Origin of the sequence: Hydrogenophaga sp., from assembly GCF_018780385.1 — a bacterium.
GTDB lineage: Bacteria > Pseudomonadota > Gammaproteobacteria > Burkholderiales > Burkholderiaceae_C > Hydrogenophaga.
Genome location: NZ_JADMJO010000135.1, coordinates 20654 through 30774, shown reverse-complemented (window position 1 = coordinate 30774; position 10121 = coordinate 20654). Strand labels below are relative to the sequence as shown.

12 protein-coding genes and 1 pseudogene are annotated in these 10121 nt (G+C 67.2%); 9 read left to right on the top strand and 4 right to left on the bottom strand.

From position 1 onward, the window contains the following. From IV113_RS24585 to IV113_RS24565, 5 genes and pseudogenes are all read left to right on the top strand, one after another. Window positions 1-339: pseudogene (locus IV113_RS24585) on the top strand (nitrate ABC transporter substrate-binding protein); the annotation flags it as partial. Window positions 340-341: 2 nt separating this feature from the next. Next, the gene (gene ntrB / locus IV113_RS24580) at window positions 342-1205 is read left to right on the top strand and encodes a nitrate ABC transporter permease (RefSeq protein ID WP_291090835.1); all 864 of its coding nucleotides are present in this window, start codon (window positions 342-344) and stop codon (window positions 1203-1205) included. Then, window positions 1195-2067, top strand: a complete 873-nt coding sequence (locus IV113_RS24575) for an ABC transporter ATP-binding protein (protein ID WP_291090833.1) — start codon at window positions 1195-1197, stop codon at window positions 2065-2067. Before ntrB ends, IV113_RS24575 begins: the two co-directional genes overlap by 11 nt. Before the next feature lie 47 nt (window positions 2068-2114). Further along, a complete protein-coding gene (cynS, locus tag IV113_RS24570; RefSeq protein ID WP_291090831.1) occupies window positions 2115-2558 on the top strand; it encodes a cyanase in 444 nt (147 codons plus the stop codon). Then, the gene (locus tag IV113_RS24565; RefSeq protein ID WP_291090829.1) at window positions 2558-3025 is read left to right on the top strand and encodes a nuclear transport factor 2 family protein; all 468 of its coding nucleotides are present in this window, start codon (window positions 2558-2560) and stop codon (window positions 3023-3025) included. The genes cynS and IV113_RS24565 overlap by 1 nt, the downstream gene beginning before the upstream one ends. A 15-nt stretch (window positions 3026-3040) precedes the next feature. Here IV113_RS24565 and IV113_RS24560 read toward each other — a convergent pair whose 3' ends face one another. Next, window positions 3041-3952: a LysR family transcriptional regulator gene (locus tag IV113_RS24560; RefSeq protein WP_291090827.1), complete on the bottom strand. Its 912-nt coding sequence runs from the start codon at window positions 3950-3952 to the stop codon at window positions 3041-3043. 101 nt (window positions 3953-4053) lie between these two features. Between IV113_RS24560 and IV113_RS24555 the strand changes: the two genes are divergently transcribed. Next, on the top strand, window positions 4054-5073 hold the full coding sequence (locus IV113_RS24555) for a zinc-binding alcohol dehydrogenase family protein (RefSeq protein WP_291090825.1): 1020 nt from the start codon (window positions 4054-4056) through the stop codon (window positions 5071-5073). Window positions 5074-5108: 35 nt separating this feature from the next. Then, complete coding sequence (locus IV113_RS24550) at window positions 5109-6266, top strand: cache domain-containing protein (protein WP_291090823.1); 1158 nt, start codon at window positions 5109-5111, stop codon at window positions 6264-6266. A gap of 5 nt (window positions 6267-6271) precedes the next feature. Here the strand turns inward: IV113_RS24550 and IV113_RS24545 are convergent, their stop codons facing one another. Continuing rightward, complete coding sequence (locus IV113_RS24545) at window positions 6272-7150, bottom strand: LysR family transcriptional regulator (protein ID WP_291090821.1); 879 nt, start codon at window positions 7148-7150, stop codon at window positions 6272-6274. A gap of 99 nt (window positions 7151-7249) precedes the next feature. Here IV113_RS24545 and bla point away from each other — a divergent pair, with 99 nt between their 5' ends. Both bla and IV113_RS24535 read left to right on the top strand, forming a co-directional pair. After that, on the top strand, window positions 7250-8128 hold the full coding sequence (bla, locus tag IV113_RS24540) for a class A beta-lactamase (RefSeq protein ID WP_291090819.1): 879 nt from the start codon (window positions 7250-7252) through the stop codon (window positions 8126-8128). Between the two features lie 53 nt (window positions 8129-8181). Further along, window positions 8182-8796 carry a YitT family protein gene (locus tag IV113_RS24535; protein ID WP_291090817.1) on the top strand — a complete coding sequence of 205 codons (615 nt, stop codon included), beginning with the start codon at window positions 8182-8184 and terminating at the stop codon, window positions 8794-8796. A 170-nt stretch (window positions 8797-8966) separates the two neighbouring features. Here the strand turns inward: IV113_RS24535 and IV113_RS24530 are convergent, their stop codons facing one another. Continuing rightward, window positions 8967-9179, bottom strand: a complete 213-nt coding sequence (locus tag IV113_RS24530) for an AbrB/MazE/SpoVT family DNA-binding domain-containing protein (RefSeq protein WP_291090815.1) — start codon at window positions 9177-9179, stop codon at window positions 8967-8969. A gap of 66 nt (window positions 9180-9245) precedes the next feature. After that, window positions 9246-10115 (bottom strand): pirin family protein, encoded by an 870-nt coding sequence (locus tag IV113_RS24525; RefSeq protein ID WP_291090813.1) that lies wholly within the window; start codon window positions 10113-10115, stop codon window positions 9246-9248. Window positions 10116-10121 lie beyond the last annotated feature (6 nt).

Sequence of the window (10121 nt, the reverse complement as noted above, 5' to 3'; positions counted from 1 at the left end):
GTGCTCACGCAGGTGCTCACCGGCCGCTTCGCCGACGGCCTGGGCAAGATCCAGAACGTGCCCGAGCGCGCCGACTTCGATCCGATGCCGTGGCAGAGCATGGCCGTGTGGATGCTCACGCAGATGCAGCGCTGGGGCTACATCAAGGGCGACGTGGACTACAAGGCCGTGGCCGAGAAGGTGTTCCTCATCACCGACGCGCGCAAGCACATGAAGGACCTGGGTCAGCCGTTCGCCGCCGGCCCGGGCTACCGCAAGCACACCATCATGGGCAAGGAATTTGATGCCGCGAAGCCAGCTGAATATCTGAAGAGTTTTGCCATCAGCAAGGCTGTATGACCATGAAAGCCACCAGCCTCAACCTGCGCGCGGCCCTGGTCTCGCTGCTGATCTTCTGCGTGTTCGTCGGGGCTTGGCAGCTTTCAACTTCTGGGCCCTCCATTGGCGGTGCGTCCACCGGCATGACGGCCGAGCAGATCGAGTACGCCAGGATGATGGGCAAGGACCCCGGCGCCGAAAAGAGCACCGGCTTTCCGCCGCCCATGGAAGTGGCCAGGGCCAGCTGGGCGCACCTGTCCGACCCGTTCTACGACAAGGGTCCGAACGACAAAGGCATCGGCATCCAGCTCGCGCACTCGTTGGGTCGCGTCGGCCTGGGCTTTCTGCTGGCGATGGCGGTGGCCATCCCGCTGGGCTTTCTCATCGGCATGTCGCCGCTGATGAGGAAGGCGTTTGATCCTTTCGTGCAGGTCTTGAAACCCATCAGCCCGCTGGCCTGGATGCCGCTGGCGCTCTACACGCTGAAAGACTCGGACGTCAGCGGCATCTTCGTCATCTTCATCTGCTCGGTCTGGCCGATGCTGATCAACACCGCGTTCGGTGTGTCCGCCGTCAAGCGCGAATGGCTGAACGTGGCCAGCACGCTGGAGGTGGACCCGATCCGCAAGGCCTTCCAGGTGATCCTGCCGGCCGCAGCGCCCACCATCCTCACCGGCATGCGCATCAGCATGGGCATCGCCTGGCTGGTGATCGTGGCCGCCGAGATGCTGGTGGGTGGCACGGGCGTGGGCTACTTCGTGTGGAACGAGTGGAACAACCTCTCGCTCACCAACGTGATCTTCGCCGTGCTGCTCATCGGTGTGGTCGGCATGCTGCTCGACCTCATGTTTGCCCAGTTGCAGAAGGCGGTGACTTATGTGGAGTGACGCCAGCGCGCGCGAAGGCGCCGCCCTGCCCCAAGCCCATGCACCGGCCCCAACGAAAGCCCCCCAGATGACCGGTTTCCTCCAGGTTGAAAACCTCGCCAAGGCCTACCAGGCCGACAAGCCGGTGTTTGCCGACGTGTCCTTCGCCATCGACAAGGGTGAGTTCGTCTGCATCATCGGCCACAGCGGCTGCGGCAAGACCACCATCCTCAACGTGCTCGCGGGTCTGGACACCGCCACCTCGGGCCACTGCTTCATGGACGGCCGCGAAATCGCCGGCCCCAGCCTGGAGCGCGGCGTGGTGTTCCAGAGCCACGCGCTCATGCCCTGGCTCACGGTGCGGCAGAACATCGCGTTTGCGGTCAAGTCGCGCTGGCCCGACTGGAGCCGCGCCCAGATCAACGCGCACGCCGAAAAGTTCGTGGCGCTGGTGGGCCTGTCGCCTGCCATCGACAAGAAGCCCAGCCAGCTCTCGGGCGGCATGAAGCAGCGCGTGGGCATCGCGCGCGCCTTCGCCATCCAGCCCAAGATGCTGCTGCTCGACGAGCCCTTCGGCGCGCTCGACGCACTCACGCGAGGCACGATTCAGGACGAGCTCATGGGCATCGTGCGCGAGACGCATCAGACGGTTTTCATGATCACGCACGACGTCGACGAAGCCATCCTGCTGGCCGATCGCATCCTGCTCATGAGCAACGGAACCGAGACGCCCAGCGGCTACAAGCCCGGCGGCATGGCCGAGGTGGTGGCCAATCCGCTGCCGCGCAGCCGCACACGCGCGCAGCTGCACCACCTGGATGGCTACTACGACCTGCGCAACCACATTGTTGATTTCCTGGTCAGTCGTGCGAAAGCGCACTGACGGTTTACCCCTTTTCCTTTTCTTCAACACCAGCAACGAGGCAACCCATGAGCCGACTCGACGTCACCGAAAAGATCATCACCACCAAAGTCACCAAGGGCCTGAGCTGGGCCGACGTGGCCAAGAAAGTGGGCCAGTCCAAGGAATGGACCACCGCGCTGTGCCTGGGCCAGATGACCGCCACGCCCGCCCAGGCCAAGGTGCTGGGCAAGATATTCGGCCTGTCTGCCGACGAACAGAAATGGCTGCAGGTCGTGCCCTACAAAGGTTCGCTGCCCACCTCGGTGCCGACCGATCCGCTGATCTACCGCTTCTACGAGCTGGTGAGCGTGTACGGCACCACCTTCAAGGAACTGATCCACGAAGAGTTCGGCGACGGCATCATGAGCGCGATCGATTTCAAGATGGACATGCAGCGCCAGGCCGACCCGAATGGCGACCGCGTGAACATCGTGATGTCGGGCAAATTTCTTCCCTACAAGCAGTACTGATGGAGCCGCGCCCGCCACTGCCGCCGTTCACCGCCGAATCCGCCGCGCAGAAGGTGCGCGGGGCCGAAGACGCGTGGAACAGCCGCGACCCGGACCGCGTGGTCAAGGTCTACACCGAGGACACGCGCTGGCGCAACCGCGCGGAATTCCCGGTGGGCCGCGACCAGGTGCATGCCTTCCTGGTGCGCAAGTGGGTGAAGGAACTCGACTACCGGCTCATCAAGGAGTTGTGGGCGTTCACGGACAACCGCATCGCCGTGCGCTTCGTCTACGAATGGCGCGACGACTCGGGCCAGTGGTTCCGTTCGCACGGCAACGAGAACTGGCAGTTCAACGAGCTCGGCTACATGGAGCAGCGCCACGCCAGCATCAACGACCGGCCCATTCACGAGCGCGAGCGGCTGTTCCACTGGCCACTCGGCGCGCGGCCACAAGACCATCCCGGCTTGACCGCACTCGGGTTCTGAAGAAAAGGACGTCGTTCAGGCGCGCACGCTGGCGGTCAACGCGTTCAGCTGCTGCTTGAGCCAGTCGCGCAGGGCGCGTGCGGCGGGTGTGATCTGGCGTCGACCGGGCAGCACCAAATGCAGCGGCGCAGGCTCGCCGCGCCAAGCCGGGTTCACGCGCACCAACTGGCCGGCGGAGAGTTCGGCCGACACATCGAGCCACGACTTGTGGGCCACGCCCAGCCCCGCCAGCGCCCAGCGCTTGACCACCTCGCCATCGTTGGCCGAGCGGCTGCCGCGCACCGGCACGTCCACCCACTGGCCGTCGATCTGCAAGCGCCACACCTTCGGCACTTCGCCGCCGAGCATGAAGCGCAAGGCCTCGTGCTCCATCAAATCCTGCGCACGCGTGGGCGTGCCGTGGCGCGAGAGGTAGGCCGGCGAGGCCACCAGCACGCGGTGGTTGTCCGGCATCAGCGGCAGGGCGACCTGCCCCGAGTCGGCCGGCGCGCCATATCGGATCGCGATGTCCACCGGCACACGCATCAGGTCGGCGTTGTGGTCGGACAGGTGCAGGCGCAGCGCCAGCTGCGGGTGCCGCTGCTGAAACGCCTCCAGCCAGGGCAGCAGCACATGGCGGCCGAGGTCGGACGGCATGGAGATCTGCAGCTCGCCACGCAAAGCCTGGCGGTGCGGTTGTGCAGCCGCGCGCGCCTCGCCCATGGCCTGCAGCGCCTGGCGCACATGCGGCATCAGGCGTTCGCCCTCGGCCGACAGGCGCAGGCTGCGCGTGCTGCGCACGAACACGGCCACGCCCCACTCCGCCTCCAGCCGCTTGAGCGCGGCGCTTGCTGCTGCGGGCGACCAGTCCAGCGCCTTCGCGGCGGCGGTGAGACTGCCCAGGTCGGCAATGTGGGTGATCAGTTCAAGCTCGGCCAGGCGTGTCATTGTTCGATTTTCATTGAAACTGATTCGCTCCCCCAGGGCTTCAACCCGCGTGTCCGCGCGCGCACACTGGCCGCTGTTCATTGACCACCTGGAAAACACCCATGAAAGCCATTGCCTACCAGCAGGCCCTGCCCATCACCGACCCCCTGTCCCTGCAGGACGTGGACTTGCCCGAGCCCACACCCAGCCCGCGCGACCTGCTGGTGGAGGTCAAGGCCATCGCCGTCAACCCGGTGGACACCAAGATGCGCCTGCGCTCCGTGCCTGCCGATGGCCAGTGGGCCGTGTTGGGGTGGGACGCGGTGGGCACGGTGCGCGCCGTCGGCACACAGGTCACGATGTTCAAGCCCGGGGACCGCGTCTGGTACGCCGGCGCCATCAACCGCCCGGGCGCGAATGCCCAGCTGCACCTGGTGGACGAACGCATCGCCGCGCTGGCGCCGAGCTCGTTGTCCGACGCCGAGGCCGCCGCGCTGCCGCTGACCGCCATCACCGCGTGGGAAATGCTGTTCGACCGCTTGCGCGTCTCGCGCGACACCCAGCAAAAGGGCGACGCCTTGCTGGTGATCGGCGCCGCCGGTGGTGTGGGTTCGATCCTGGTGCAGCTGGCGCGCCAACTCACGGGCCTGACCGTGATCGGTACCGCCTCGCGGCCGGACACGGTGGCCTGGGTCAAGGCACTGGGCGCGCACCACGTGATCGACCACACCCAACCGCTGGCAACCGCCCTGCAACAGGCCGGCCTGCCCGCGCCGCGCTACGTGGTGAGCCTCACGCACACCGAACAACACTTTGCGCAGATCGTCGAGCTGATCGCCCCGCAAGGCCAGCTTGGTCTGATCGACGACCCTGTTCCCGGCAGCATCGACATCCTGGCGCTCAAGCGCAAGGCCTTGTCGCTGCATTGGGAGCTGATGTTCACGCGCTCCTTGTTCGAGACACCCGACATGGTCGAGCAGCACCGGCTGCTGAGCGAGGTGGCACGCCGAGTGGACGCGGGCGAGCTGCGAACCACGGTGGGCGAACACCTGGGCACCATCAACGCCGCAAACCTGCGACGCGCCCACGCGCTGCTGGAGAGCGGCAAGGCGCGCGGCAAGATCGTGCTGGAAGGGTTCTGACGGGCTCAAGCCGGGCCGTCTTGTGCCGAAAAACCATGGATGGTTCACGGACGGGGAGTTCGATGATGGGTGGCAACGGTGAAGTCGGGACGGCCAAGGGCGCCGCTGAGGCACGCGACAGAGGCGCGGCGGTCGAGCAGCACATTGCTGCCACCGCCTCGCTGTCGGAATCCCTCTTGCGGGGTGTCGACACGGCGCTGGATGAGGTGAGCAACGTCAACCTCTCGACCCATTTGCTGTCGGTCAACGCGCGCATTGAAGCCGCGCGCGCGGGCACGGCGGGCGGCAGTTTTGCGGTGGTGGCGACCGAGATGAACCGCCTCTCGGGCGAGGTCAAGTCCCTCACCGTGCGGCTGCGTGGCGACGCCCACGAAACCGGCCGCCAGATGCGCCACGCGGTCGAGGGCTATGTGACCCAGGTGCGCGACGCGCGTCTGTGCGAGCTGGCCTTGACCAACATCGATCTCATCGACCGCAACCTGTACGAGCGCAGCTGCGACGTGCGCTGGTGGGCCACCGATGCGGCGGCGGTGGACTGCGTGCGCGACCCCAACGACACCCACCGACAGCACGCCGGGCGCCGCCTCGGCCAGATTCTTGATTCCTACACCGTCTACAGCGACCTCGTGCTGGTGGACGTGGACGGACGCGTGCTGGCCAACGGCCGTCCTGGCCAGTTCGCCAGCGTGGGCATGGGCGTGGCCGACGCCGACTGGTTCCACCAGGCGATGGCCTCGAGCGATGGCAGCGTGTTCGGCGTGTCCACCGTGCACCCGTCGGCGCTGGTCAACGGCAAGCGGGTGCTGGTGTATTCGTGCGCGGTGCGCGAAGGCGGCAATGTGCGCGGCAAGGTGCTGGGTGTGCTGGGCATCCTGTTCGACTGGGACGCGCTGGCCGTGACCATCGCGCGTCGCACGCCGCTGACGGTCGACGAATGGACCCGAACCCGCGTCTGCATCATCGACGGCACCGGCAGGGTGTTGGCCGACTCCCAGCAGGACGGCACACCTCAACTGGACATCAGCGCGTGGAAAACGCTGCTGAAGCAGCCCCGCAGCTCGGCCGTCTTGCGCATCGAAGGCCGGGAGACCTGCGTCGCCCACGCCGCCTCGCCCGGCTACGAGACCTACCGCAGCGGCTGGCACTCGCTCATCCTGCAGCAGGTCGGTGCCAACCCGGCGCGGACCCACTGAGGGCATCAGCTCGGTGGGTCGCCGGGCGCCGGCAGGTGTTGCTCGATCCACTCCTGGAACGCCTTCATGGCCGCGCTCTTGCGCCGCGTCTTCAGGCGCGTGAGCCAGTAGCCACCCACGTCCACCTCGACGTTGAACAGGCGCACCAACCGCCCGCTCTGCAGGTCGCGGCCGAACAGCGCCAGCGGAAGCAGTGCAACGCCAGCGCCCTGGGCCGCCGCGTCGGCCAGCACCAGCGACGAGTCGAACATCGGCCCGGTGAGCAAGGGTGAGCGAGCACCGGCCGCTTCGAACCACAGAGGCCACTCGTCCGAGCGGTACGAGCGCAGCAGCGTTTCGCGCCCGAGATCGGCCACCGCGCGGATGCGGTGGGCCAGGGACGGCGCGCACACCGGCGCCAGCGGCGCGGCCAGCAGGTGCCGCGTCTGCATGCCGGGCCACTGGCCGTCGCCGAAGCGGATCGCGCAGTCCAGCCCCTCGGCAGCAAGGTCGATGCGGTTGTTGTGTGTGAACAGCCGCAGCTCAATGAGAGGGTGGCGCGCCTGGAAGTCGCGCAGGCGTGGCAGCAACCAGCCCACCGCGAACGTGCCCACCGCGCCCACCGACAACACCTCGCGCTTGTGCGCGCCCTTGAAGGTCTCCAGCGTGGCCGACACACGCGCGAACGCGTCCACCAGCGTGGGCAGCAGGGCCATGCCCTCGTCGGTCAGCGCCAGCCCGCGTGGCACGCGCCGGAACAGCGGTTTGCCCAGGCGCTGCTCCAGGTTCTTGACGTGCTGGCTCACGGCGGTCTGCGTGAGGTTGAGCTCCTGCGCGGCGCGCGTGAAGCTCAGGTGCCGCGCCGACACCTCGAAGGCGCGCAAGGCATTGAGTGGCAGGTCCATGGCAGTGCCCCAAGTTTTTCTGTGGTGAGTCCTTGATTATTCCCGTTTGAATACCTGGCCCACCCTGCCTACGATACGGGCCTGTTTCAAGGAGAACCCATGATCGATCGACGTACTTTTTTTCTAACGCCCGGCGCCGGGCTGGTATGCAGCCTGGTGGGATTGCCCATCAAAAATGCTTGGGCGGACACGACCGCCCTGCAGGACGGCCTGCGCGAGATCGAGGCCACGGCCCGGGGCCGCCTGGGCGTGCACATCATCGACACCGCCACCGGCCGCGAACACGGCTGGCGCTCGGACGAGCGCTTCCTCATGCTGAGCTCGTTCAAGCTGCTGGCCAGCGCCCTGGTGCTGGCCCGCGCGGACCGGGGCGAAGAATCGCTGGAGCGGCGCATCCGCTACCGCCAGCAAGACCTGGTGTCGTGGTCACCCGTGACGGAGAAGCATGTGGGCGGCGAGGGCCTGAGCCTGGCGCAGCTGTGCGAGGCCACCATCACCACCAGCGACAACACCGCCGCCAACCTCATCCTGGCCAGCTACGGCGGCCCGGCGGGCCTCACCGCCTTTGCGCGCCGCCTCGGTGACACGGTGACGCGGTCGGACCGCTACGAGACCGAACTGAACCACCCCGCCGCCAGCGGTGAGCCGCTGGACACCACCACGCCACGGGCCATGGCGCACACGGTGCGCAAGCTGCTGCTGGGCGACGCGCTGGCGCCGGCCTCGCGCGAGCGGCTGCTGCAATGGCTGCTGGCCAACACCACCGGCGGCAAACGGCTGCGCGCCGGGGTGCCGGCCGGCTGGCGCGTGGGCGAGAAGACCGGGACCGCCAATGACGACGCGAACGACATCGGCATCGCGTTCCCGCCGCAGCGCGCACCGCTGATCGTGACGGCCTACCTGGCCGAGAGCGCCACCAATGGCGCGACGCGCGATGCGGCGCTGGCCAACGTGGGGCGATTGCTGGCGCGGCTTTGAGGCTGTGAGGTCGGTGGTGCCGGGCTCGGCACGCGATGTGCTTGGACACCCACATGCCTTCTTCCCCCCGGATTCGACTTTCCCACTCCTGGCTCGACGACGGCCATGCGCTGGTGGCCGGCTCGCTCTTTGTGGCGCTCGGCATGACCATGTTTGCCCACGCTGGATTGCTCACGGGCGGGGTGGCGGGGGTGGCCTTTCTGGTGAGCTACGCCACGGGCCTGAATCTCGCCCTGTGCTTCTTCGTGTTCAGCCTGCCGTTTTTCTGGCTGTCGTGGAAGCGGCTGGGGGTGGAGTTCACGGTGAAGAGCCTGTGTGCTGTGACGCTGGTGTCGCTGTGCACCGCGCTGGCGCCGCGGGTGGTGCGTTTCGAGCTGCTCAACCCCTGGGTGGCCTCGGTGCTCGGCGGATTCCTCATCGGCTTCGGTCTGCTCGCCCTGCTGCGCCACCAGGCCAGCGTGGGCGGGGTGAACATCGTGGCGCAGTGGCTGCAGCAGGCACGCGGCCTGCGGGCCGGGTACATCCAGATGGCGGTCGATGTGTTGGTGGTGCTCACGGCGTTTGCGGTGGTACCGCCCGAGCGCGTGTTGCAGTCGGTGGTGGGCGCCGTGGCCATCGGCGCCATCCTCACACTCAACCACCGCCCGGGGCGCTACCTCGGGGTGTAAGCCAGCAAGTCAATGCACTGGCGACTTGGGAACCAGGATCACGCCGGGCAGTCCTTCGAAGTGGGCGTCACAGGTGAGCAGATCTGCGGCCAGCAGCGCGGTGACTGTGTCCGCTGGTGTGACTTGGTGTTTCAGCTTCCCGGCTCTGATCGCGCGCGAGGATGCCGCGATCAGTAGCGGTCTTGACGATCGCGATAGCGTTCGTTGCAGGCGCTTCTTGCGATACCGGCCAGTTCCGGGAGGTCGGGTGCCGGCATCAACAGCGAGCCCTTGCCCTTGGGGATGAGCACGAGCGCCTGACCAGCCTTCCAGCGTTGTTGGTCGCGGACGGCGTTGGGAATGGTGATAAGGAATTCGCCCGACGGCGTGGCGGTGCTGGACATGCATTTCTCTTGGTTGAGTGGTCAAGGGTTGGTAAGACTGAGCCACCTATTTGGTTGTGCAGGAGCCTACCCGGGCAGCGGAATCCATTCCTGGTTGTCTTCCGGCGGCAGCGGAATACGGCCCGCCGCCCAGTCGGCCTTGGCCTGCTCGATGCGCTCCTTGCGCGAGGAGACGAAGTTCCAGAACACGTGGCGCTCGCCCAGCGGCTCGCCGCCGAAGATCATGAGCGTGCTCTTGTCACGCGCGGTGATCACCGCGTCGGTGTCATCGCCGAACACCAGCAGCTGGCCGGGCATGTAGGTCTCGCCGGCGTGTTCGATCTCGCCGCGCGCCACGTACACCGCCTGCTCGCTGTGGCCACCGGGTAGCGCAAGGCTGGCGCCGGCCTGCCACTCGGTGTGCAGGTAGAACAGGGGCGAGTGCGTGCGCACGGGGCTGGTCATGCCATAGGCCTCGCCCGCGATCAGGCGCATCCACACGCCACCCTCGTCGCGCACAGGCAGGTCGGCGGCGGGGTAGTGGGTGAAGGCCGGGTCGGTTTCTTCATCGGCCTCGGGCAGGGCCACCCACAGCTGCATGAGTTCCAGCCCGCCGCCCGCGAACGAGTCCGGGTGCGTGAACCGCTCGGAGTGCGAAATGCCGCGCCCGGCCGTCATCCAGTTCACGTCGCCAGGGTTGATGAGTTGGTGCACGCCCAGGCTGTCCTGGTGCAACACCTGGCCGCTGAGCAGGTAGCTCACGGTGGACAGGCCGATGTGCGGGTGTGGCCGCACATCGGCCGCGCGCGTGTCTTCCGGCGCCAGCGTCACCGGCCCGGCGTGGTCCACGAAGATCCACGGGCCGACCATGCGGCGTTTGGCGTAGGGCAGCACGCGCCGCACCTTCAGACCGTGGCCCAGGTCGGCCGCGCGCGCGGTGATCACCATCTCCAACATCGTGTT

Excerpts from the sequence above, each read along its gene's own strand:
- IV113_RS24575 (WP_291090833.1), top strand. The coding sequence starts at position 1,195 with ATGTGGAGTGACGCCAGCGCGCGCGAAGGCGCCGCCCTGCCCCAAGCC.
- IV113_RS24525 (WP_291090813.1), bottom strand. The coding sequence starts at position 10,115 with ATGTTGGAGATGGTGATCACCGCGCGCGCGGCCGACCTGGGCCACGGT.
- IV113_RS24535 (WP_291090817.1), top strand. The coding sequence starts at position 8,182 with ATGCCTTCTTCCCCCCGGATTCGACTTTCCCACTCCTGGCTCGACGAC.
- cynS (WP_291090831.1), top strand. The coding sequence starts at position 2,115 with ATGAGCCGACTCGACGTCACCGAAAAGATCATCACCACCAAAGTCACC.
- IV113_RS24550 (WP_291090823.1), top strand. The coding sequence starts at position 5,109 with ATGGATGGTTCACGGACGGGGAGTTCGATGATGGGTGGCAACGGTGAA.
- IV113_RS24545 (WP_291090821.1), bottom strand. The coding sequence starts at position 7,150 with ATGGACCTGCCACTCAATGCCTTGCGCGCCTTCGAGGTGTCGGCGCGG.
- IV113_RS24530 (WP_291090815.1), bottom strand. The coding sequence starts at position 9,179 with ATGTCCAGCACCGCCACGCCGTCGGGCGAATTCCTTATCACCATTCCC.
- bla (WP_291090819.1), top strand. The coding sequence starts at position 7,250 with ATGATCGATCGACGTACTTTTTTTCTAACGCCCGGCGCCGGGCTGGTA.
- ntrB (WP_291090835.1), top strand. The coding sequence starts at position 342 with ATGAAAGCCACCAGCCTCAACCTGCGCGCGGCCCTGGTCTCGCTGCTG.
- IV113_RS24565 (WP_291090829.1), top strand. The coding sequence starts at position 2,558 with ATGGAGCCGCGCCCGCCACTGCCGCCGTTCACCGCCGAATCCGCCGCG.
- IV113_RS24555 (WP_291090825.1), top strand. The coding sequence starts at position 4,054 with ATGAAAGCCATTGCCTACCAGCAGGCCCTGCCCATCACCGACCCCCTG.
- IV113_RS24560 (WP_291090827.1), bottom strand. The coding sequence starts at position 3,952 with ATGACACGCCTGGCCGAGCTTGAACTGATCACCCACATTGCCGACCTG.